Origin of the sequence: Streptomyces botrytidirepellens (assembly GCF_003721215.1) — a bacterium.
Lineage (GTDB): Bacteria > Actinomycetota > Actinomycetes > Streptomycetales > Streptomycetaceae > Streptomyces > Streptomyces himastatinicus.
The window spans coordinates 105,339-129,006 of the sequence record NZ_RIBZ01000154.1 but is presented as its reverse complement, the minus strand read 5'-3'; the positions used below and the strand labels follow the sequence as shown (position 1 = coordinate 129,006).

Below are 23,668 nucleotides of genomic sequence, written 5' to 3'. Positions count from 1 at the left end.
CCGCCGTGACGGTCACTCACGGCGGCGGGCGGCGGCGTTGCGAACGCGTCAGGAGACCAGGAAGTCGGCCTTGCCCTCCTTGGCGCCCTGGATGAACGCGGTGATCTCGCTGCGGGTGTAGATGAGCGCCGGACCGTCCGGATCCTTGGACTGACGGATCGCGACCCGGCCGTCGTCCAGCTTCATGACCTCGACGCAGTTGCCGCCGTTGCCACCGCTCCACGGCTTGCGCCACCCTTCGGTGCCGAGGTCGGTGGCGCGCATGCCGTTGTAGATGCGATCCATGCAGATCAGAGCTCCTTGCGGAAATCGCGGAGGATTTCCTTTGTGCGTCGTGCGGTTGCCGCCTGGGCCGCCATGCGGTCCATGGCCTCCAGGTGCGAGGCCACCTCGATGCGTTCATCGAGGTAGACGGCGCCGGTGAGGTACTCGACGTAGACCATGTCCGGCAGTTCGGGAACAGCGAAGCGGAAGAGGACGAAGGGCCCGTAGGTGCCCGGATGGTGACCTGAGGCGAACTCCGAGATCTGCAACGTCACATGCGGCATCTCGGTGCTCTCCAGCAGCCGGTCCACCTGTCTGCGCATCACCGAAGGCTCGCCGACGGGTCTGCGCAGCACGGTCTCGTCCATCACGACCCACAGGCGGGGCGCCTCCGGGCGGTTCAGCAGCGACTGGCGCTCCATGCGCAGCGCCACATGCCGCTCGGCCTCCTCGGGCCCGGCCTTGCCGATGGCGCCGGTCTGCATGACGGCGCGGGCGTAGTCCTCGGTCTGGAGCAGACCGGGGACGAAGTGCGGCTCGTACGCCCGGATCATCTCGGCCGCTCCCTCCAGGCTGACGTGCACGCTGAACCAGTCCGGCAGGATGTCGTGGAACCGCTGCCACCAGCCGGGTCGGTTGGCCTCCTCGGTGAGGGAGATGAACGCTTCCAGCTCCGAGCCGATGACCCCGTAGGAGTCCAGGAGCATCCGCACGTAGGGCACCTTGAGGGCGACCTCGGCGGTCTCCATGCGGCGGACGGTGGCCGGGGCGACCCGGAGCACCTGCGCGGCCTGTTCGCGCTTGAACCCCGCCTTCTCGCGCAGCTCCTGGAGACGCTTCCCGAGGACGACCTGGCCCACGGTCGGGGCCGACCGCGGTTCGCTCACCTTGCTACCTCCCCTGCCCCCGTGGCTGATGCTCGCAGTCTGCCATGTCCAGTGAGGCCCGGACACACTGCACAAGCAACTCTGCACAATTCAGAGTGTTACTTGCCATGTGCGCGCGGCCGTCGGGATAGTTGCTTCATGATCCCGTTACTGAGGCCGCCGCTAGCGAGCTACGACGCGGTGGGGGTGGCCGAGCGGTACGGGCCCGCGGTCATGGCACGGCTGCCCCGGGTGGGCTGCGTCCTGGCCGCCGGTGGCCGCTGGTGGTGGATCGTGCCGTCCCAGTCGGACGTCGGCGTCAACTGGCCCTCGGCGGCCGTCTACGCGGTCGGCGCCGTGCCGACCGGCCCGCCGCCCGGGCGGCGGACCGGCCGGGCGGCCGAGGGACCGCGGGTGGTGCACTCACCGGACGACGGCGTGCCCTACACCCACCCGCTGCTGCTGCACATCGCCCTCTGCGCGGTGGCCGGGGTGTCCCCGGCCTGGCCGCGCGAGGACCGGCGCTCCGGGTCATGACGTGCCGTCGTCCGTCTGGAGATACGCGGCCGGGCGCGGGTAGCGCATCAGCGCCGGCCCGGAACCGTCCGGGTCCTTGTCGGCATCGGCGGGCCGGGCCGGGGGCGAGGACCTCAGCTCGGCGGGGTCGTAGTCGATGACCTGGGTCTGCTCCGCCGGGGTCGGCTCCGGCACGGCGTTCTGCTCGGGCCGGAAGAGCGGGATCTGGTCGAGCGCCGTCTGCTCCGCGGACGAGGGCCCCTGCGCGTACCCGGCCATCCCGCCCTGCGCCGGGGCCTGCGGCTGGACGACCGGGATCTGACCGGTCTCGGCCTGCGCCATCTGCATCTGCGCGCTCTGCGCCTGCGGGACCTGCGCCTGCGGGGTCTGGACCTGCGGGTTCTGGGCCATCTGGAGGTAGGGCGCCTGGCCCTGCGCCGCCTGGGGCTGCGGCGCCGGGGCCTGCTGCATCTGCCCCATCTGGGGCTGCTGCATCGCCGCCTGCTGCATCTGCTGCTGAGCCTGGGCCATCTGCTGAGCCATCTGCTGGGCCTGCTGCATCTGGTCCATCTGCTGCATCTGCTGCATCTGCTGCATCGGCTGCTGGGGTATCTGCTGCTGCATCGGCGCCTGGTACAGGGGTGTCTGGACCGGGGGAGTGGCGACGTACGCGGGGGCCAGCTCGGCGGGCGGCTGCGACGGCGACTGCCCGGACGACACCGACTGCCCGTACGGGTCGGACTGCCCGTACCCGTCCGAGGCGATGCCCTGCGGCGCGGGCAGGGCGTTCGCCGAGTACAGCTGCTGCTGCGGGGCCTGCTGCGGCGCCTGCTGCATCTGCTGCATTTGCAGGATCTGCTGCATCTGCTGCGGGGTCTGCTGGGTCGGCGGCTGGGGTTCGGGGGCGACGGGGGCCGCGGGCAACTGCGGCATCTGCTGGTACTGGTAGTCCAGCTGCTGGACCGGGCCGGAGTAGAGCGGCGTCTGGAGGTCCCAGCCGCGCTGCTGGTCGTAGGAGACCTGGGGGGCGTAGTAGGAGGTGCCGTAGAGCACGGTGCTCAGCCCGGTCAGCAGCCGCTGCACATCCGGCTGGGAGCGCACCACCAGCCGCATGAACTGGCTGCTGCTGCCCAGCTTGTTGCCGCATTCGCGGACCAGGACGCCGTGCTGGGTGAGGAGTTGGTCGCGCACCCAGGCGCCGTCCGTGCCGCCCGGCAGCTTGACGAAGACGAAGTTGCCCTGGGAGGGGAAGACCGTCATCCCGGGGAGCCCGGCCAGCTGGGTGGTCATCTCCTGCCGGTCGCGGCTGAGCATGCGCAGGCTCTGCACGTACTCCTGCCGGTACCGCTTGAGCATGAAGACGATGACCTCGGCGAAGGAGTTCAGGTTCCACTTCGGCAGCCGGGAGCGGATCTGCACGGCCAGCGCCGGATTGGCGACGAGATAGCCGAAGCGGACGCCGTGCAGTCCGAAGCTCTTGCCGAGGCTGCGCAGGACGATGACGTTGGGCCGCAGGATCGCCTCGTCCACGACGCTCGGATACGCCTCGGCGTCGGCGAACTCCAGGAAGGACTCGTCGATCACCACCAGGTCCAGATCGGACAGCGCGTCCATGAGGCCGATGACGGCCTGGCGCGACAGCAGCCCGCCGTCGGGGTTGTTGGGATTGCAGATGACGGCGACCCGCGAGCCCCGGGACCGGACGAATTGGACGAACGCCTGCGGGTCGAGCGCGAATCCGCTCATCTCCGGGAGCTGGAACATGTCGACCCGTTTGCCGGTCTCCATCGGCTGGTCCGTCCACCGGCCGAAGGTGGGAATCGGCACCGCGAGGCTTTCCTTCACCAGCAGATGGTCGATCCAGGTGATCAGCTCGGTCGAACCGTTGCCCATCGCCATGGTCTGCGGTTGCAAGCCCAGCACATCGGCCAGTTCGGCGGTGATGGTGTCCGCGGAACTCGGGTAGTACGTGAGGATCTCCCGCAGCCTGACCGCCATCACGGCGAACATGGCGGGGGTGGGGAAGTACGGATTGCAGGGGATGCAGAAGTCCACAAGCTCCTGTCCGCCACCCGTGATCCCGGCGCGGTTGAGCGCGAAGAAAGACGGGCTGTGGGCGGTGCCACGGAAGAGTTCCATGGCATCACCGGAATTGCCGACTGCGGCAACAGTCACGGCGGGACCTCCTCGGTCGCAAGGGGTCGTGCAATCACGACCGTTGCGGCTCGTCCCTCGAGCCTGACGCATGATCCCAAAAACGTGGGGGACCTGAGGATTTTCGTGGGGTGTGCGCGAAACCGAGGGACAGGTGTGCCCTGATCGAATAAAATTCCGCCTCTCGCTCACGCTGTCGCCCGCTCTTCCGGAGCGGCGGTGGCGGTCGGAGCGTCAGGCGGGGTCGTCCGGCGGACGCTCGCCGTCGGTGAGGGCGGCCCGGTCCTGGTGCGCTACCCACACAGCTACCTGAGCACGCGAGCTGAAACCAAGTTTGCTCAAAATGTGCTCAATATGGCCCTCGGCGGTCCGCTGTGCTATCACGAGCGCCGCGGCGATCTCCTTGTTGCTGAGCCCCTGCGCGACCAGCTGGGCGATCTCGGTCTCCCGGGGCGTCAGCGGCGACGGCCGCTCGGGTGCCGCCGGCTCCCCGCTGGGCAGTTGGTCCTCCAGCGCGTAGACCAGCGCTTGGTCGTACGGGAGCCGGGCCCCCTGTTTGACGGCCGCGTGGTACGCCGGTCTGCCCAGCGCCCGGGCCACGTCCGCCTCGCACTCGTCGTGGTAGTGGACCAGGTGCCCGTAGCCGGACAGCGAGGCGCCGATCGACTGCCAGACGGTCCGTGCGATGCCCAGCAGCCGGGCCGACCGCCGGTAGTCCCGGTCGGTGGCGGCGATCCAGGCCAGCACCTCGAGGTTGACCCCCACGCCCAGCGGATCGTCGAGCGAGCGGTTGAAGGTCAGGCTGTCCCTCTCCAGGGCGGCCGCGCGGGCGGTGTCGCCCTGGCGCCACACCTCGACGCCGAGCGCCATCATCGTGTACGCCCGGTGCCAGCCCTCCCCGTAGGCGTCGCACACCTCGAGCGACTCCTCGCCGAGCGCGATCGCGCGCGGCGAGTCGCCGATGAAGGAGTGGGCCAGGGAGAGCCGGATGAGGGCCAGCGCGAGCCCGACCGGATCGCCGGTGGCCCGGTGGCGGGCCACCGCCTCCTCGTAGAGCGCGATCGCGGACCGGGCGTCGCCCCGGTACATGGCGACCATGCCGGAGTAGAGCGCCGCGTACGCCAGGACCGGGGCCAGGCCGAGCCGTTCGCCGAGGGCCCGGCTCTCCTCCAGCATGGCCGCGGCCGCCTTGGTGTCGGACTGGATGATGGCCAGCCAGCTGTTGGTCCACAGCGCGCGCGCCCGCACCTCGGTCGGCTCCGGGCAGGCGGCGAGCCCCTGGTCCAGCCAGCGCCGTCCCTCTCCGAGGTAGTAGCTGGTGATCCAGTGGTAGAGGAGGTCGGCCGCGATCCCCAGTCCGCAGGCGGTCTCCTCCGGCTCCGCGAAGCTGGCTTCCAGGGCGCTGCGCAGATTGGCGTGCTCCAGCTGGAGCCGGGTGAACCACTGCACCTGGGCCGGGCCGAACAGCGCGGCGCGCGCGTCGGCGGCCAGCTGCCGGTAGTAGTCGCGGTGCCGCCGCAGCCGGTCGGGCTCCTCCCCGGCGGCGGCGAGCCGTTCCCGGCCGTACTGGCGCAGCGTGTCCAGCATCCGGTAGCGCACCGTGGTGCCGTGCTCCTCCCGGAGCAGCACCGACTTGTCCACCAGCTCGGTCACCAGGTCCAGGACGTCCTCGCGGGCGATGCCGTCGCCCGAGCAGACCGCCTCGGCCGCCTCCAGGTCCAGGGTTCCGGAGAACACCGAGACCCGGGCCCACAGCAGCCGCTCCCGCTCGGTGCACAGGTCATGGCTCCAGTCGATCAGCGCCCGCAGCGTCTGGTGGCGGGGGAGCACCGACCGGGAGCCGGTGGTCAGCAGCCGGAAGCGGTCGTCGAGGCGGTCCAGCAGCTGCTGGACGGACAGGGCGCGCAGCCGTACGGCGGCCAGCTCGATCCCGAGCGGGATGCCGTCCAGCCGTCGGCACACCCGCTCCACGGCGTCCCGGTTGGTGTCGGTGACGGCGAAGCCCGGCAGGATCGACCCGGCCCGCTCGACGAACAGCCGCACCCCGTCGCACTGGGCCAGCGCCGCGGTGGACAGCCGTGGCCCGGTGGCATCGGGCAGGGCCAGTGCCGGAACGGCGAGGGTCTGCTCACCGGCGGTGCCCAGCGCCTGCCGGCTGGTGGCCAGGATGCGCAGCCGGGGGGCCGCCCGCAGCAGCCGGTCGGCGAGCAGCGCACAGCCCTGGATCAGGTGCTCGCAGTTGTCCAGGACGAGCAGCACCTGCTTCTCGCGCAGATGGTCCACGAGGACGTCCAGCGGCGGCCGGGCGGACTGGTCCCGGACCTCCAGGGCCTCGGTCACGCTCTGGGCGAGCAGATCCGGGGTCTCCAGGGCGGCCAGTTCGACCAGCCAGACCCCGTCGGCGAACGCCCGGCGCGCGTCCTCGGCGACCCGCAGCGCCAGCCGGGTCTTGCCGACCCCGCCCACCCCGGTGAGGGTGACCAGCCGGGAGGTGGACAGCATCCGTCGGGCCTCGGCCGCCTCGTGCCGACGCCCCACGAAAGTCGTCACCTCGGCCGGCAGCCTGCCTGCCTGCCGCCCGGTCGGGGTGCTCGTCGCCACCGCACCCATGGATGCCTCGCACCGGCCTCGGGCGGGCGGGAGTTCCCCGCTCGGCCCGAACGGTTACTGTCCAGGCTATGCCCGAGCGGCGGCCCCCGCAGCCCGTGGACGTGCCTCGTAGCTGCCTCGTGGCTCCGTCATCGCCTCCCTCGCGGACGTCACCGACGGCGAGCGGCGGTCGCTCGGCGTGACCGGCCGGGGCCCGTCAGGGGCGGATCAGGTAGCCATCCGGGGAGATCTCCCCTCCTCGCGGTCCGGTCCGCCGTTCCATCCTGGTGTCTGTGCAAGTGCTCCGCCGAACTCCGGCGGAAGATCGAAGGTTCGCCATGTGCCTCCATCAGCCCCCGTGTCCCCCCGCCGACGCCCCCGACCATGATTCGGCGCGTCTGGTGGCCTTCCACCCCGAACAGGGGTGGAGCCTGCTCTGCAACGGAGTGGTGATCTTCGCGGACACGGGTGAACTGCTCCCTGACGGGCGCGTCATCCCGGCGCCCCGTTCCTGCCCCGACCAGGCGGGATGAAGTACGACGAAGGGAGAAGCGATAGAGAACTCCACGCCTCGTACCCACAGAGTGATACGGAACGGCCCGGGGACGGAACGGTGAACGCCCTCACCACACCTTCCGCCTCCGGGCCACTGCGCGTCCCTGCGCGTCTGTGGAGAACTCTGCGCGTCTCCGTGGGTCTTAGCGATCGACGTTGATCGCCTGGATGCTGTTCGTGTAGCCTGATGATCGCGCCGAGTAATTTACTTGTGCGAATTTTGACACCATCGGGGGTGCGAGGGGGCCACTGTGCTGGACCGGGCCAACGATTCCGGTTTACCCAGCCTGCTGGTCGGCCGCACCAGTGAGCTGACCGTGCTGACGAGTCACGCGGAGGCCGCCTGCGCCGGGCGGTCCGGTCTGGTGGTGCTTTCCGGGCCTGCCGGAATCGGCAAGACCAGCTTGCTGCGCGCCTTTCTCGACAGCGACACGTGCCGGAAGATGACCGTTCTGCACGGCACCTGCGGCCAGGTCGTGGCCGGTTCCGGTTACGGCGGTGTACGCGCCCTCTTCGGCCCGCTCGGGCTGACTGCCGACGACGCCCACGACTCCCCGCTGCTCCAGGGCAGCGCCCGCCGCGCCCTGCCCGCGCTCGCCCCCCGCCCCGGCGGCGAGGAGCCGCCCTCGCCCGCGACCGCCTACCCCGTGCTCCACGGGCTCTACTGGCTCGCGGTGAACCTCATGACGCAGGGCCCGCTCGTCCTCGTCCTCGACGACGCGCACTGGTGCGACGAACGTTCGCTGCGCTGGATCGATTTCCTGTTGCGGCGCGCCGACCACCTGCCGTTGCTCGTGGTGCTCGCCCAGCGCACCGAGGCGGAGCCCGTCGCGCCCGCCGCGCTGGCCGACATCGTTGCCCAGCCCCGCTCCTCGGCGATCCGGCTCGGCCCGCTGACCGACGCCGACGTGGCCGAGCTGGCCCGGCAGATCTTCCCGCTCCCCGTCGCGCCGTCCTTCGTCGAGCGCGTGGCCGCCGTCTGCGGCGGCAACCCCCTCACCGTCACCCGGCTGCTGCACGAGCTGCGGGCCAAGGGGGCGCGGCCGGACGACACCGGGATCCGCGAGATCGCCGAGGTCGGCCAGTACGTGGTCGCCCAGTCGGTGCACGCGCTGTTCGAGCGCCAGCCGGGCTGGGTCCGGGACGTGGCCACCGCGATCGCCGTGCTCGGCGAGGAGGACCCGGAGCACATCGGCGCCCTCGCCGCGGTGCCCGCCGCTCGCGTCGAGGAGGCCGTGGCGCTGCTGCGCGACGCCGAGATGGTGGCGCCCGACCGCCCCGACCTCGCCCATGACGTGGTGCGCTCGGCCGTGCTCGACGCCGCCGGGGCCGACGCGCTGGCCGGTCTCCGGGGCCGGGCCGCCCAGCTGCTCAGCGACATCGGCCGGCCCGCCGAAGAGGTCGCCAACCAGGTGCTGCTGGTGCCCGGCACCCCCCAGCCGTGGATGCGCTGGGTGCTGCGGGAGGCGGCCGCCCAGGCCACGAACCGTGGCGCGCCCGAGGCCGCCGCCCGCTATCTGCGCCGGGTCCTGGAGGCCGAGCCCGACAGCGTGGCCGCCCATGTCCAGCTGGCCGGGGCGCTCGCGGAGACCCACCCGGTGGAGGCGATCGGGCTCCTGAAGGACGCCCTCGACCTCACCGCCGACCTGCGGGCCAAGGCACCGATCGCCGTCCAACTCGCCATGACCTGCCTGACGGTGCAGCAGTCCCCGGCCGCCGTAAGGACGCTCGGCGGCGTGCTGGACGCGCTGGAGACCGAGTTGGGGCCCGACCCCGAACCCCGCGACCGCGAACTGGTCACCCTCGTCCGGTCCGCGCTGCTGATCAGCGGATGCGACGAGAAGGCGACGCTCACCACGGTCCGGGAACGGTTCGCGCAGCTCGCCGAACCCGCCGGGGACACGCCCGCGCAGCGGCAGTTGCTGGCCATGATGACCGTGCTCAGCGCGATGGAGGGCACCTCCGCGGAGCGTACGGTGCGGCAGGCCCGCCGCGCCCTGCACCCGTCGGGCGTGGCCCTCGGCAACTGGTCGCTGCTGTTCTCCGCGTTCACCCTGAGCCTGGCCGACGAGGTCGAGGACGCGATGGAGGCGCTGGACCGCTCGCTGCGGTACGGCCAGGAGAACGCCGCGGTGTGGTCGTACGTCCTCACCCTCTCCACCCGGGCCCTGATGCTGCACGGCCTCGGGGCGATGCCGGACGCGCTGGCCGATGCCCAGACCGCCGTCGAGATCACCAGCCACGAGCGGTGGGGCAGTCATATGACGATGCCTCAGATCGCGCTGGCGACCGTCCTGATCGACCGGGGCGAGCCCGAACGTGCCGAGGAGCTGCTGGGCCAGGTCACCCGGCCGAACCTGGACGGGTTCGTCATGGAGTACCACTGGTACCTGATGGCCCGCGCCCGGGCCCGCTGGGCACTCGGCGACGGCCGGACCGCGCTGCGGCTGCTGCTCGACTGCGGCTCGTCCCTGGAGGAGACCGGATTCGCCAACCCGTGCTTCATCCCCTGGTGGGCCGAGGCGGCGTGGATCTACGCCGCCGAGAAACGCGCCGACGAGGCCCGGGACGTCGTCGACCACGGCACCGAACTCGCCCGCCGGTGGGGTACCCCGCGCGCCCTCGGACTCGGCGCGCTCGCCCGCGGCATGACCACCCGCGGAGAGACCGGCGTCGGCCTGCTCACCGAGGCCGTCGCGCACCTGTCGGCCTCACCCGCCCGCGCCGAGCACGCCCGGGCCGAATTCATGCTCGGCACCGCCCTGCTGGACGCCGGGGACTCCCGCGGCGCCCGCGAACACCTGCGGGCCTCCGCCGACCTGGCTCAGAGCTGCGGCGCGCTGGCGCTCGCCAAGGCCGCGCGGCGGCGGCTGGTCGCCGCGGGCGGCCGGATGCGCGAGATCACCGGCTCCCCGGTGGACCTGCTCACCGGCACCGAGCGCAAGGTCGCCACCCTCGCCGCGGCCGGGGCGGGCAACCGGGAGATCGCCCAGTCGCTCTTCGTCACCGTACGCACCGTCGAGACGCATCTCACGAGCGTCTACCGGAAACTGGGGCTGACCCAGCGGGCCGAACTGGCCTCGGTGCTGCGCGCGCAGAGCGTTCCGCACCCCCAGGCTCCGGCCTGGGTGTCCGCGGCACGCGGCCGTGGCTGAGCGCGGCGGCCCGGCGCTTCTCCGCACTCCCGATATGTGATCGGCATATAGTCACTCCATGCAGCTCAACGGGCTCCCGTTCCCCGGCCGCGAACGAGAGCAGGCGGTGCTGGCCTCGGTCGTCACCGACCTGGCGGCAGGTCGTCCGGCTGTCGTCACCGTCTCCGGCCGGCCCGGCTTCGGCCAGGGCCCGCTGCTGCGCTGGACGGCCGAACTCGCCGAGGAGCGCGGGCTGCGCGTCCTGCGCGCCCAGGCCACCCTGGGCGAGAGCAGGCTGCGCTACGGCGTGGTGGAGCAGCTCCTGACCACCATGGACGGGCTGACCGACAGCTCGCCGGGGGCGCTGGCCGTACCGGAACGGGACGACCGCCTGCCCGGCCTGGCCGAACTGCTGCGCAGCGCCCGCGACCGGCCGACCCTGGTGGTGGTCGACGAGGTGGAATGGCTGGACCCGGACTCCCGGCGCTGGTTCGGGGCCCTGGTGCGGCGGCTGCCCGGGATGCCGGTGTCGCTGCTGGCCAGCAGCAGCGGCGTCAGCCACTGGGGCTGGTGCGGCGGTTTCCCCTTCCCCGGGCCGGTGCCCTCCCGGCAGCTCGCGCTGTCCGCGTTCACCCTGCGGGACGTCGCCACCCTGGTGACGACCGTGTGCGGCACACCCGGGCAGGAACCGTTCAACACGGCCGCCTGCGAGATCAGCGCGGGCAACCCCATGGTGCTGCACGAGGCGCTGCGCCAGTTCACCGCCCGCGGATACCCACCGGTCGCCGAACGGGTCCCGGAGCTGCGTGCGCTCATCGAGGCCATCTGCGGCGAGTACGTCGCCCGCGCCCTCAGCGGACTGTCCGACACCGCCGTCGCCGTCGTGCGCGCCCTGGCCGTCTGCGGTGAACTCCTCGACCTGCCCCAGCTGTACGCGCTCGCGGGCCCCCGCGCGGCGAGCGAACCCGGTCTCGGCGCGGCGCTGGAGGCCAGCGGCCTCGCCACAGCCTCCGACACCGGGCTGCGGCTGTGCTGTCCGGAGGCGCGGAAGTGGATCCTGGAGGAGATGACCGCCGCCGAGCGGGCCGAACTGCACGCCCGGGCCGCCGAACTCGCCCACCGGGCTGCCCTGCCCGACGAGGACATCGCCCGGCTGCTGCTCGACGCCCGCCCGCTCGGCGAACCCTGGGTGATCCATGTGCTGCGCCGCACCTGCGCCGCCACGCTCCGCGCCGGCCGCCCCGACCGCGCGATCGCCTGCCTCTCCCGCGCCCTGGAGGAGCCGCTTGACCCGGCCGAGCGCGCCCAGCTGGGCCTGGAGCTGGCCGCCATCGAGGTGCTGACCGCCCCCGAGGCGAGCGACCGGCGGCTGGCGGAGATCGTCCGCAGCGGCGGCGACGCGCCCGCCCGGGCCCGGGTGCGCGCCGCCGACCTGGGACTCACCCGCGGCGGCGTGGAGAGCCTGCGGTCCGCCGTGGCGCACGCGCTGCCCACCGCCCAGGGCGCCGAACGGGAGGCCCTGGCCGGGCTGTTCCGGCTCACCGAACGCGGCAGCGCCGACGACGCCGACCTGCTGCTGCCCGAGATCCCCCCGCTGCCCGCCCGCCCCACCGACCCGGCACAGGCCGCCGCCCGCGCCCGGCAACTCGCCCTGCACGGCGAGGACCTGCCCACCGCCAGGGCGCTGGCCCGGCTCGCGTTCACGGGCGAGCCCGGCAGCGACGTACTGATCCTGCCCCGGATCACGGCCGGGCGGATCCTGCTCCTGACCGACGACCTGGACGAGGCCGAGGCGCGGCTGGACGCCCTGCACGTCGACTTACGGCGGCGCAAAGCCCGGGCCGCCGCCGCACTCGTGCTGGCCGTCCGGGGCGAACTGAACCTGCGGCAGGGGCGGCTCGACGCGGCCGAACGCGACGTCGCCGCCGCCGGGCGCGCACTGCCCCACGCCCACTGGCATCCGTACCACGTCTCCTATCTGGCGGGGCTGCGGATCACCGTCGCCCTGGACGGCGGCCGCATCGACGAGGCCAGGGAATTGGCCGACGCGCCCGTCCCGGCCGGGGCACAGGACAGTGTGTCCTTCGGCCATCTGCTGTTCGCCAGGGCGCTGGTGGCCTCCCGGGACGGCCGGCTGCCGGAGGCGCTGGAGCTGTTCCGTGCCTGCGGCAGGCGGCTGCTGCGCCACGACCGTGCCAACCCCGCCCTGATGCCCTGGCGTTCGATGGCCGCCGAGGTGTGCCACGCGCTCGGCGACCACGAGGAGGCACAGCGGCTGTGCCGGGAGGAGATCGCGCTGGCCCGGCGGTGGGGCGCGGCCGGCACCCTCGGCGTGGCCCTGCTGGGCGCCGGGCGGGTGGCCCGCGAGGCCCGTGCCCACCGGCTCCGCGAGGCCGTGCACAGCCTGCGCCCCACCGCGGCACGGCTCGCCTACGCCGGGGCGCTGATCGATCTGGCCACCGCCGAACTGGACGCGGGGGACCGGCAGGCCGCCGCGCCCCTGGTGGCCGAGCTGTTCACGTTCACCACCACCCACCGGCCCTCCAGCAGGCTGGCCGGGCGGGTGCGTACGCTCGCCGAACGGCTGGGCCAGTCCGCCGCGCCCGGGCCCGGCCCGCACCCCGCCTGGGCGACGCTGACCGAACCCGAGCGGCGCACCGCCACCCTCGCCGGACTCGGCCACGGCAACCGCGAGATCGCCGAGATGCTGTCGGTGACCCGGCGCACCGTGGAGCTGCGGCTCAGCGGCGCGTACCGCAAACTGCGGATCGGCGGGCGCGCGGAACTCCACGCACTGGTGCGGGCGACGGAGGGATACGGCACGGATGTCGCTTGAGCCCGCAACGGAGGGATACGGCACGGATGTTGCATGAGCGGGACACCGAGGCGGCACAGGTCACGGACGCCCTGGAGGCCGCCGCCGCGGGCACCTCGTCGCTGCTGCTGATCACCGGCCCGCTCGGCATCGGCCGGACCGCGCTGCTCCAGCGGTTGCCCCAGCTGGCCGGGGAGGACGTCCGCGTCCTGCGCGCCAACGCAGCCCCGATGGAGCAGGACTTCGCCTTCGGCGTGGTCCGTCAGCTCTTCGACAGCCTGCTGACCGGAGCCCCGCCCGAGCAGAGCGAACGATGGCTGCGGGACCACGGCGACTTCGCCCGCATGGTTTTCGCCGACGACGCCCTGCCGCTGGGCGAGTCCGGCTCCGTCGGCCTGTCCGAGACGGTGCTGAACGGACTGCGCTCCCTGCTCGCAGACGTCGGCGCCGACCACCCGCTGCTGATCCTGGTGGACGACCTCCAGTGGGTGGACGCACCCTCGCTGCGCTGGCTCGCCTACCTGGTCAAGCGGTTGCACGGGCTGCGCGCCGTCCTCGTCTGCGCCCTGCGCGACGGCGATCCGGGGGCCCGGCGGCTGACGCTGCGCGAGATCACCGACTCCGCGCAGCGGGTGCTGCGCCCGGCGCCGCTGTCCGTCGCGGCCGCCAGGGCGATGGTCCTCGACCAGTTCGGCGAGCCGGGCGACGAGGACTTCGCCCGCGCCTGCCACGAGATCTCCGCGGGCAACCCGCTCTTCCTGAGGTCGGTCCTGGTGACCCTCGCCGCGGCCGGCCACAGCCCCACCGCCGGGCACGTCGAGACGGCCCGCCGGCAGCGCCCCGCCCAGCTGCGCGAGTGGCTGGCCGGTTGCATGCGCACCCAGCCGCAGCCGGTACGGGACCTGGCCGCCGCGATCGCCGTCCTCGGGGACCAGGGCGAACCGGACCTGATGGCCCGGCTGGCGGGCCTGGACCCGATCGGCTTCGCCGCCGCGCTGCGCGTCCTCGGCCAACTCGGCCTGCTGGCGGCCGAGAAGGAGCCGCGCTTCCTCCACCGCGTGGTGCAGGACGCCGTCGAGTCCTCGATGACCGTCGCCGAGCGGGACCGGTTGCACGACGCGGCCGCGGCCCTCCTCTACCGCAACGGCTCCTCCGCCGAGCTGGTCGCCGCCCAGCTGATGGCCGTCACCGCCTCACAGCACCCCTGGGCGGTCGAGGTGCTGCGGGCCGCGGCCGACACCGCGCTGCGCCGGGGCGCGCCGGACATCGCCACCCGCTATCTGCGGCGCGCGCTGCTGGACGCCTCGCTGTCCGGCGAGTCCCGCGGGCGGCTGCTGATCGACCTGGCCACGGCGGAGCGCGGATGGGACCCGGCCGCGTGCGAGCGCCACATCTCCCAGGCGATACCCCTGCTGACCACCCCGCGCCAGCGGGCCGCCGCAGCGCTGCGGATCTCCCCGACCGTCGTGGGGGTGTCGCCGCCGGCGGTCCTCGACCTGTTCCACCAGGTCGCCGAGGACTTGGGCCCCGCGGCCGCCCTCGACGGCTCGGCGCGCGACGTGGCCCTGCGGCTGGAGGCGCGGCTGTGGTACGCCGGGTACGAGGACCCGGCGGAGCTGGCCGCGGCCGTGGAGCGGCTGTCCGCGCTGGGCGAGGAACCGCCGCTCGGCTCGACCGCCGAACGTGAGCTGGCCGTCGTGCTGCTCGACGCCGCGATGCTCACGACCCGGCGCCCGGCCGCCGAGGTCGCCCGGCTCGCGGGGCGCGTCCTGGAGCGGGAACCGGCCACCGCGGACCGGGTCCACTCACCGCTGCCGCTGGTCGCCGTCGCGATGGTCGCCGCCGACTCGGTACGGGGCATCAACTCCTGGCCGGAGCCCGAGCGGCACTCCTCGCGGCAGGACGTCACGGCCGTCGACGCGCTCGTCCACGCCGAACAGGCGCTGATGCTGCTCGCGCGTGGCCGGGTGGCCCGGGCCCGGGAGCCCGCCGAGCGCGCGATGCGGCTGGCCGGGGCGCACTGGCCGGAGGCCGGGATCCTCGCCACCGTCGCCCTCACCGGCGTCGCCCTGGAGCTGGAGGACAGCGAACTGGTCGAAGGGCTGCTGGACGAGGCCGGGCGGCGCCGGTCCGCCAGCCTCGCGCTCACCGCCTCGCTCCAGCTCCTCAAGGCGTCCCAGGACGCCCGGTACGGCCGCTGGACCAGCGCGCTGGACACCCTGCTGGCCTGCGGCCGCCAGCTGGAGGCGGCGGGCTGGCGCAATCCCGTCCTCTTCCGGTGGCGGCCCTGGGCGGCCGCCCTCCAGCACCGCATCGGAGACTCCCGCGCGGCGCTGGCGCTCGCCGAGGAGGAACACGCCCGGGCCGAGGCCTGGGGCGCCCCCGTCGCGCTGGGCCGCGCCCTGCGGCTCAAGGGGCGACTGTACGACGGCGCCCGGGGCACCAATCTGCTGCGCGAATCGGCCGACGTGCTGCGCGCCTCGGCCAACGAACTCGAACTGGCCCGCTCGCTCACCCTGCTGGCCCGGCGGCTGGACAACGGACCGGAGTCGGCGGCCATGCTGCGGGAGGCCGGAGCCCTCGCCGCGGCCTGCGGCGCCCCCTGGCTGGTCGAGCAGGCCGAGCAGGGGCACGCTGCGCCCGCCCCGCGGCCCGAGGCCGCGCTGACCCGTACCGAACGCACCGTGGTCTCCCTGGCCGGTGGCGGCCTCACCAACCAGGAGATCGCCGGCCGGCTCGGCGTCACCTCCCGCGCGGTCGAGAAGCACCTCACCCACGCCTACCGCAAGCTGGACATCTCCGGCCGCCGCCAGCTGATGGAGGTCCTACCCCGCCTGGATTCGGAAATCCTGCGTTAACGGCGCTAATTCAACGCGTGTCCAACCCGCGTCGGCCGGGGCTTGTCGGCATGGTCCCGTACCGGCCGGGGGAGGGTGCGATCCGGGCAAGTTCCGCAGGTCGGCGAACCCACCGTACCGACCACCGAAACCCTGCGGTGCGGACCGAACCTCCGTGGTGCGGTACCACAGGATTGGGCGGCGCCACCCTGCTGACGTTGACTCATGCGTGGGGATCTCCCTAGTCTCCATTCCGTAAAAAGCTTTCGAATTGAATAGCCGCGGCATTCATCCCCGGTCATTCGTCTTCGGTCATTGATGAACAGGAAGGGATGGCAGTCCCTTGGCAGTTTCCGCTCTAGCAGATTCGGCTCGGCCAACCCCCCACGAGCTCGAATGTGACCAGATCGAGTACGCGGATCTTCTGCGCCAGTTCGACCAGCCGGGGGCGTGTGTCGTCTGTCTCGACCCGTCCCTGACGGTCCAGCAGGCGAACCAGGAGTTCTTCCGGCAGTTCGACGACGATTCCTCCATGAGCGTCTTCGGCCGCGCCTTCTGCGACCTGGCGCACCCCAGCGCCCAGCAGGCGCTGCACCATCAGCTCTCCCGGCTGGCCGACGGCACCCGCGACCGGTTCGCCGGCCAAGTGGTCGTCGTCGGAGCCCAGGGCACCGCCTTCACCAGCGCGCTCACCGCCGTCGCCGTGCGCGAGGGCACCTCGCACGTCGCCTCGCTGCTGGTGGTGCTGCGGCCCGTGGCCGGCGGCCAGGAACTGGACATGGTCACCAGCCGCAAGAAGATCCTCAGCGAAATCGAGGCACGCATTCTGGAGGGCATCGCGGCGGGACAATCCACCATTCCGCTGGCCTCCCGGCTCTATCTCAGCAGGCAGGGCGTCGAATACCACGTGACGCGTCTGCTCCGTAAGCTGCGGGTCCCCAACCGGGCGGCCCTGGTCTCCCGCGCCTATTCCGTGGGCGTGCTCAACGTGGGCTCCTGGCCGCCGAAGGTCGTCGACGACTTCGTGAAGTGAGCCACCGGCTCCCCGTGAGGCGGCGGCACGCGGCCCGCCGCCGTGTCACGAGGGGCCGGAAGCCTGGGCGAGCCGCAGCACGCTGAACGCGGTGAGCGCCACATGCAGTTGGGTGCGCTGTTCGCCCGACTCCAGATCGCAGCCGAGCACCCGCTCGATCGCGTGCAGCCGCTGGTAGAACGCCTGCCGTGACAAGCTGGCGCGCTTGGCGGCCACCGTCTTGTTGCCCACCGCGTCCAGATAGGCGTGCAGGGTCGTCACCAGATCGGTGCCATGCCGCTCGTCGTGCTGCACCAGCCGTCCGAGCTGCCGTTCCACGTACTCCTGCACCCGCATGTCGTCGCGCAGCGCGTACAGCAGCTGCCGTAGCCCGATATCGCTCAGCTCATGGAACGGCTTGTCCGGCGTGCCGGGGACGGCGGCGTCCGCGACCCGCGCCGCCTGCTGGAACGAGCGCGCGGTCTGCGACAGGTCCGACACCTCGCAGCCCACGCTGACGACCGCGTCCGGATGCGCCTCCCGTACGGAACGGCTCAGCCGCTCCACCAACGGCCGCCAGGGCGTGGCCGGATGGAACGCCAGCAGCACCCCCAGATGGTCGCCGGGCACCGCACCCATCAGCACCGCGGCACCGGCCGCGGCCATCTCCTCGGTCAGCCGGTCCTCCAGCTCCCCGGCCTCCTCGCCGCCCAGCCCCCGGGCCAGGGTCACGAGCGCGACGATCAGCCGCCGTCCCATGACCCGCATGCCCAGCGCCTCGGCCCGGGCCCGCGCCTCCCCGGCCGAGCGGCAGCGCTGCTCGACCAGATCCAGCAGCAGCGTGCGCTGGGCGCGCCGCTCCCACCGGGTGTGCTGGGTCAGCCGGGCGATGGTCAGGGCGGTGGCCGTGCGCTCCAGGACCATCGCGTGTTCGGGACCCACCGCCGGGGCGCCCGCCGCGTCCGGCAGCATGACCAGCCGCCCCCAGCGCTCGCCCCGGTACTCCACGGCCGTCACCAGCCAGTTCTCCGGGCCGCGCAGCTCGGTGCGGTCGGGCGAGGGCGTAGCGCGCGACCGCCGCTCCCAGCCGGTCAGCATCCCCTCGACGCCCTGGCCCGGCGGTCCGCAGATCACCGCCCGGTGGACCAGGTTCTCCAGCACCACCGGATGGCCGCTCAGCTCGGCGGCCATCCCCACCACCTCGTCCGGCTCGGCGCCGCGCAGGGTCAGCGCGGTGAAGGTGTCATGGACGTCCTGCGCCCGGCGCAGGGTCTCGATCTGGCTGCCGATGATCACCGAGTGGACGATCTGGGTGACCTCCACGAAGTTCACGTTCCGGGACAGCAGCACGAGCGGGAAATCCCGGGCCCGGCAGGCGTCCACCAGCTCCGACGGCGGCTCGTGGTACCGCCGGACCAGCTCGATGACCAGGCCCGCGGCACCGATGTCCGCCAGCTCCTCCACATAGCGGCGCACCAGCGCGGGGTCCTCCGGCAGCGGCATCCCGGTGGTGAGGACAAGCTCCCCGCCCTTGAGGAAGGACGCCGGGTCGAGCAGTTCGGTGATGTGGACCCAGCGGACCGGACGGGACAGCTGATCATGGCCGGACACCACCTCCGGTTGCCCGGCGGCCAGCACCGGCAGCCGCAGCGCGTCGCCGAGGGTGAGCGGAGCGGAGCCGTTCATGCAGGCCACTCTGACAAGCCGGCCGACCGGGCGCAACCATCGATCACGGGTCTCCTTGACAAAGTGTCCACCCGGTCCCGGTTGACACAACGTCCATCCCGATCACCTGCCCGCGACACAATGATCATTGTCTTTCCCCGGTCCGCTCCCGCACGCTCGTATAAGTCCCGAAGCAGTCCGGTCCACCGCCGTTCCGTGGGTGTTGGGAGAGATCATGACCAATCTGTCGCCGCAGCTCCGCCAAGCCACTCCCGTGGTCGCCGTCCGTGGAGAGGGGGCCTACCTCCACGGCGAGGACGGACGGCGCTATCTGGACTTCACCGCGGGCATCGGCGTCACCAGCACCGGGCACTGCCACCCGCGGGTCGTCGCCGCCGCCCAGGAGCAGGTCGGCACCCTCATCCACGGTCAGTACACGACCGTCATGCACAAGCCGCTCCAGCGGCTGACCGCCAAGCTCGGCGAAGTGCTGCCCGAGGGCCTCGACAGTCTGTTCTTCAACAACTCCGGCTCCGAGGCCGTCGAGTCCGCGCTGCGCCTCGCCCGCCAGGCCACCGGCCGCCCGAACATCCTGGTCTGCCACGGCGGCTTCCACGGCCGCACCGTCGCCGCCGCGTCCATGACCACCTCCGGGACCCGCTTCCGCTCCGGCTTCTCGCCCCTGATGAGCGGCGCCGTGGTGACCCCGTTCCCCACCGCCTACCGGTACGGCTGGGACGAGGAGACCGCGACCCGGTTCGCGCTGAAGGAACTGGACTACGTCCTCCAGACCATCTCCTCGCCCGACGACACCGCGGCGATCATCGTCGAGCCGGTGCTGGGCGAGGGCGGCTACGTACCCGCCACCGAGGGCTTCCTCCAGGGGCTGCGCGAGCGGGCCGACCGCCATGGCTTCCTGCTCATCCTGGACGAGGTCCAGACCGGCGTCGGCCGCACCGGGCGGTTCTGGGGCCATGACCACTTCGGGGTCCGCCCCGACATCCTGATCACCGCCAAGGGCCTGGCCAGCGGCTTTCCGCTGTCCGGCATCGCCGCCTCCGAGGAACTGATGGCCAAGGCCTGGCCCGGCTCCCAGGGCGGCACCTACGGCGCCAACGCCGTCGCCTGCGCCGCGGCCGCGGCCACCCTCGACGTCGTACGCGAGGAGAACCTCGTCGCCAACGCCGACGCCATGGGCGCCCGGCTCCGCTCCGGCCTGGAGGACGTCGCCGCGAAGACCCCCGCCATCGGCGACGTACGCGGCCTCGGCCTCATGCTGGCCAGCGAGTTCGTCACCGAGGACGGCGAACCCGACCCGGCGACCGCGGGCCGCGTGCAGCGCGCCGCCGTGGACGAGGGACTGTTGCTGCTCCTGTGCGGCGCCTGGAACCATGTGGTCCGGATGATCCCCGCGCTGGTCGTCGACGAAGCGGCGATCGACGAGGGCCTGCGCGCCTGGTCCGCCGCCGTGAGCGCCGGTACGTCCGGCACGGACTGACGCGGCCGCGCGCCGCGCGCCGCCCATCACCCTCGGGAACCCCGGCCGCCGCCCGCTACCTGCGCGGGTGGCGGCCACAGAAGGAGAATGCCGCCATGTCTGCCCAGCCCACCCCTTCGTTCCCCGCAGCGGGCGACGTCCTCGCGACGGTGCCCAAGAAGCTGTACATCGCCGGATCGTGGTCCGACGCGGCCGGCGGCCTCACCATGCCGGTCGACGACCCGGCCACCGGCGAGGTGCTGTGCGACGTCGCCGACGCCAGCCCCGCCGACGGGCAGCGCGCGCTCGACGCCGCCCTGGACGCCCAGGAGAAGTGGGCCGCCACCGCGCCCCGCGCCCGCAGCGAGATCCTGCGCCGCGCCTACGAACTCATCATGGAGCGCGCCGACGCGCTCGCCGCCCTGATGACGGCCGAGATGGGCAAGCCGCTGGCCGAGGCGCGCGGCGAGGCCGCGTACGCCGCCGAGTTCTTCCGCTGGTTCTCCGAAGAGGCCGTCCGCATCGACGGCGGATACGCGACCATGCCCGACGGCAAGAACCGCATGCTGCTCATGCGCCGCCCGGTCGGCCCCTGTCTCCTGGTCACCCCGTGGAACTTCCCGCTGGCGATGGGCACCCGCAAGATCGGCCCGGCGATCGCCGCCGGCTGCACCATGGTGCTCAAGCCCGCCCCGCAGACGCCGCTGTCCTCGCTCGCCCTGGCGGGCATCCTGGAGGAGGCCGGGCTGCCCGCCGGGGTGCTCAACGTCGTCACCACCTCCCGGGCCGGTGAGGTCGTCGAACCGCTGCTGACCGGCGGCCACATCCGCAAGCTGTCCTTCACCGGCTCCACCCAGGTCGGCCGCGTCCTGCTCGGCCAGTGCGCGCCTGCCGTGGTCCGCACCTCCATGGAGCTCGGCGGCAACGCCCCCTTCATCGTCTTCGACGACGCGGACCTCGACGTCGCGGTCGAGGGCGCCATGACCGCCAAGATGCGCAACATGGGCGAGGCCTGCACCGCCGCCAACCGCTTCTTCGTCCACTCCTCCGTCGCCGCCGACTTCGCCGACCGCCTCGCCCGGCGCATGGGCGCCCTCGAAGTCGGCCCCGGCAGCCGCCCCGGTGTCGACGTCGGCCCGCTGATCGACCGGACGGGCCGCACCAAGGTCGAGGAACTGGTCGCCGACGCCGTCGCGCGCGGCGCCGAGGTCCTGGTCGGCGGCAGCACCCCCGAAGGCCCCGGCTGCTTCTACCCGCCGACCGTGCTCACCGGCGTCTCGCCCGCCAGCCGGCTGATGGAGACCGAGATCTTCGGCCCGGTCGCCGCCGTCCTCACCTTCGAGGACGAGGACGAAGTCGTCGCCACGGCCAACAGCACCGAATGGGGCCTGGTGGGCTACGTCTTCACCCGCGACCTCAACCGCTCGCTGCGGGTGAGCGAACGCCTCGAAGTCGGCATGGTCGGCCTCAACACCGGCCTGGTCTCCAACCCGGCCGCCCCCTTCGGCGGCGTCAAGCAGTCCGGCCTCGGCCGCGAGGGCGGGCGCGTCGGCATCGACGAGTTCCTCGAGTACAAGTACATCGCCACCCCGGCCTGACGTGTCCTCCATCGCCGCCGGGCGGGCTGTACGCCAGCCCGCCCGGGCCCCGGCACGAGCTCGGCGGCCGATTCCCGCCAGCACATCGCCTCCGGGCCCCAGCATGCTGGGGCCATGTCTCACCCCTTCGTCGGCATCATCGACCGCTATCTGCTCTCCGGTTCCGAGTTCACCCGCAGGCTGCGCACGGTAGGGCCGGACCAGTGGACGGCACCCACACCCTGCGCGGACTGGGACGTTTGGCACCTCGTCAACCACATGACCCGGGGCAACCTCAACTACATGGCCCTGCTGGACGGCGGCTCGGCCGCCGACTTCCTCCGGCTCCGCGACGAGGACGCCCTGGGCGACGATCCGGTGGGCGCGTACACCCGCTCGGTGCGGGACTGCGCCGCGGCGTTCCGGAGGCCTGGCGCCCTCCAGAAGATCCTGGACTACCCCCTCGGCCCAGTGTCCGGTGAACAGGCCCTCGCCGTCCGGACCACGGATTCGATCATTCACGCCTGGGACCTGGCCCGGGCCCTCGATGCTCCCGAGGAACTCGATCCGGGGCTCGTCGCCTGGGTCGAGGACCACCTCGCCGACATCTACGCGGGCTTGGCGGAGTCGCCTGTCTCCGCCGACACCACCCACCGCTTCTTCGCCGCCCCAGGGACCCCGCCCCCGGACGGGGAGACACGGCAGGCCCGACTGTTGCGGCTGATGGGCCGCTGAGCGCGCTTCAGCCCGTCCGGCGTTTGAGGACCGGGGTCCGGGGCGGAACCCCGGTCGTGGGAAGGGGCGGGTAGGGGAAAGCCTCCCGCCCAGAACACCGGGAGGGCCCGGGAACCGCCGCCGGGGGCGGGCCGTTGGCCTGATGGGTACGGCACGAGGAGGGGACCCATGGCCGAGTTGGTGCCCGGCGGCAACCAACCGCTGCCGGACGGCACGCTGACCATCCGCGTCCCAGGCCCCTTCGACCTGTCCGCCCTGATCACCGGCGACGACGGAAAGGTCGCGGGCGACGCCGACTTCGTCTTCTTCAACCAGCCCACCGCCCCCGGCACCCGGGTCGACGGAGACACCGTCACCGTGCGGCCCGGGCAGCTCCGCCCCGGCGCCAGCCGGGTCACCGTCGTCGTCAGCCCGGCCGACCCCGGCACCCCGCTCGGGCGGCTGCCCGCGCCCGTCATGAGCGTCACCGGAGGCGGCGGCGCTCCGCTGGCCCGCTTCGCCCCGCCGCGCCCCGGGCCGGAGACGGTGCTGCTGCTCGCCGAGATCTACCGGCGCGGCACCCGGTGGAAGGTGCGGGCGATCGGCCAGGGGTACGCGGACGGGCTCGCCGGGGTGGCGCGCGACTTCGGCGTGGACGTCGCGGACGACGGCACCGCGGAGCACCCGCCCGCGCCTCCGCCCGCAACGCCCGGCGGCGACGGATTCCTCGGGCTCGTCAACGCCGCCCGGTCCCGGCACGGCGTACCGCCCGTGACCCTCGACCCCCGGCTCACCCGGGCCGCCGAGGCCCATGCGGCGGCCATGGCCGCCCACGGCGGGCTCGGCGCGGAGAGCCCCGACGGGATGTCGCTCTACCACCGGATCGCGGCACACGGCTATGCCCCGCTCACGGTCGCCGAGCACCTGGTCTCCGGGCCGCGCACCCCGGACGGGTTCGTGGACTACTGCCTGTCCGGTGAGGAGCGACGGGGCCCGTTCCGGGATCCGGCGGTCACCCATGTGGGCATCGGCCGGGCATCCGGCGCCGGAGACGTGTTCTGGACGGCGGTGTGGGCGCAGCCCTTCACCCCGGACGGGCTGCGCCGCCTCGCGTCCGAGGTGATCGCGCGCACCAACGCCGAGCGCGCCGCCGCCCGGCTGGCGCCGCTGGCCCCCGACCCGCGGCTGACGGCGGCCGCGCAGGCGCACAGCGACGACATGGTCGCCCGCGACTTCTACGACCACACCAGCCCCGAGGGCCGTCAGCCCTGGGACCGGGCGGCCGCCGCCGGGGCCACCCACCGCGGTATCGGCGAGAACATCGCGTGCGGGCAGCGCGGCCCGGCGGAGGTGGTCCGGGGCTGGATGAACAGCCCCGGCCACCGTGCCAACATCCTGGGGCCAGACTTCACCCACATAGGCGTCGGCTACGCCACCGGCAGCCGCGCCGGTACGTACTGGACCCAGGTCTTCGGCGCGAGCCGATAGAGCCG

15 protein-coding genes are annotated in these 23,668 nt (G+C 73.0%); 10 read left to right on the top strand and 5 right to left on the bottom strand.

What is annotated here, in order from left to right; translation table 11 throughout:
- Positions 1-48: 48 nt before the first annotated feature.
- Both EEJ42_RS12010 and EEJ42_RS12005 read right to left on the bottom strand, forming a co-directional pair.
- A complete protein-coding gene (locus tag EEJ42_RS12010; RefSeq protein ID WP_009720660.1) occupies positions 49-285 on the bottom strand; it encodes a DUF397 domain-containing protein in 237 nt (78 codons plus the stop codon).
- Positions 286-290: 5 nt separating this feature from the next.
- A complete protein-coding gene (locus tag EEJ42_RS12005; RefSeq protein WP_123099922.1) occupies positions 291-1,151 on the bottom strand; it encodes a helix-turn-helix domain-containing protein in 861 nt (286 codons plus the stop codon).
- A 138-nt stretch (positions 1,152-1,289) separates the two neighbouring features.
- Here EEJ42_RS12005 and EEJ42_RS12000 point away from each other — a divergent pair, with 138 nt between their 5' ends.
- Positions 1,290-1,667, top strand: coding sequence for a hypothetical protein (locus tag EEJ42_RS12000; RefSeq protein WP_184503043.1), 378 nt, complete (start codon positions 1,290-1,292; stop codon positions 1,665-1,667).
- Here EEJ42_RS12000 and EEJ42_RS11995 read toward each other — a convergent pair.
- Both EEJ42_RS11995 and EEJ42_RS53820 read right to left on the bottom strand, forming a co-directional pair.
- Positions 1,662-3,821, bottom strand: coding sequence for a pyridoxal phosphate-dependent aminotransferase (locus EEJ42_RS11995; protein WP_425472885.1), 2,160 nt, complete (start codon positions 3,819-3,821; stop codon positions 1,662-1,664). The genes EEJ42_RS12000 and EEJ42_RS11995 overlap by 6 nt on opposite strands.
- A 213-nt stretch (positions 3,822-4,034) precedes the next feature.
- On the bottom strand, positions 4,035-6,410 hold the full coding sequence (locus tag EEJ42_RS53820; protein ID WP_184503042.1) for an ATP-binding protein: 2,376 nt from the start codon (positions 6,408-6,410) through the stop codon (positions 4,035-4,037).
- Positions 6,411-6,727: 317 nt separating this feature from the next.
- Here EEJ42_RS53820 and EEJ42_RS51790 point away from each other — a divergent pair, with 317 nt between their 5' ends.
- From EEJ42_RS51790 to EEJ42_RS11965, 5 genes are all read left to right on the top strand, one after another.
- Positions 6,728-6,922: a DUF5999 family protein gene (locus EEJ42_RS51790; protein WP_123099920.1), complete on the top strand. Its 195-nt coding sequence runs from the start codon at positions 6,728-6,730 to the stop codon at positions 6,920-6,922.
- Positions 6,923-7,195: 273 nt separating this feature from the next.
- Entirely contained in the window at positions 7,196-10,099 is a 2,904-nt protein-coding gene (locus EEJ42_RS11980; RefSeq protein ID WP_123099919.1) for a helix-turn-helix transcriptional regulator, read from the top strand.
- A 58-nt stretch (positions 10,100-10,157) separates the two neighbouring features.
- Positions 10,158-12,914: an AAA family ATPase gene (locus EEJ42_RS11975; RefSeq protein WP_123099918.1), complete on the top strand. Its 2,757-nt coding sequence runs from the start codon at positions 10,158-10,160 to the stop codon at positions 12,912-12,914.
- A gap of 26 nt (positions 12,915-12,940) precedes the next feature.
- Positions 12,941-15,751: a helix-turn-helix transcriptional regulator gene (locus EEJ42_RS11970; RefSeq protein WP_123099917.1), complete on the top strand. Its 2,811-nt coding sequence runs from the start codon at positions 12,941-12,943 to the stop codon at positions 15,749-15,751.
- A 403-nt stretch (positions 15,752-16,154) separates the two neighbouring features.
- The gene (locus EEJ42_RS11965) at positions 16,155-16,763 is read left to right on the top strand and encodes a helix-turn-helix transcriptional regulator (protein WP_123099936.1); all 609 of its coding nucleotides are present in this window, start codon (positions 16,155-16,157) and stop codon (positions 16,761-16,763) included.
- A 45-nt stretch (positions 16,764-16,808) separates the two neighbouring features.
- Here the strand turns inward: EEJ42_RS11965 and EEJ42_RS11960 are convergent, their stop codons facing one another.
- The gene (locus EEJ42_RS11960; RefSeq protein ID WP_123099935.1) at positions 16,809-18,428 is read right to left on the bottom strand and encodes a PucR family transcriptional regulator; all 1,620 of its coding nucleotides are present in this window, start codon (positions 18,426-18,428) and stop codon (positions 16,809-16,811) included.
- A gap of 214 nt (positions 18,429-18,642) precedes the next feature.
- On the opposite strand from EEJ42_RS11960, the gene EEJ42_RS11955 reads away from it, so the two are divergent.
- The 4 genes from EEJ42_RS11955 (at position 18,643) to EEJ42_RS11940 (ending at position 23,663) form a co-directional block, all read left to right on the top strand.
- A complete protein-coding gene (locus EEJ42_RS11955; protein WP_123099916.1) occupies positions 18,643-19,905 on the top strand; it encodes an aspartate aminotransferase family protein in 1,263 nt (420 codons plus the stop codon).
- 95 nt (positions 19,906-20,000) lie between these two features.
- Entirely contained in the window at positions 20,001-21,482 is a 1,482-nt protein-coding gene (locus tag EEJ42_RS11950) for an NAD-dependent succinate-semialdehyde dehydrogenase (protein ID WP_123099915.1), read from the top strand.
- 114 nt (positions 21,483-21,596) lie between these two features.
- On the top strand, positions 21,597-22,196 hold the full coding sequence (locus EEJ42_RS11945; protein ID WP_123099914.1) for a TIGR03086 family metal-binding protein: 600 nt from the start codon (positions 21,597-21,599) through the stop codon (positions 22,194-22,196).
- A 168-nt stretch (positions 22,197-22,364) separates the two neighbouring features.
- Entirely contained in the window at positions 22,365-23,663 is a 1,299-nt protein-coding gene (locus tag EEJ42_RS11940; RefSeq protein WP_123099913.1) for a CAP domain-containing protein, read from the top strand.
- The last annotated feature ends 5 nt before the right edge of the window (positions 23,664-23,668 follow it).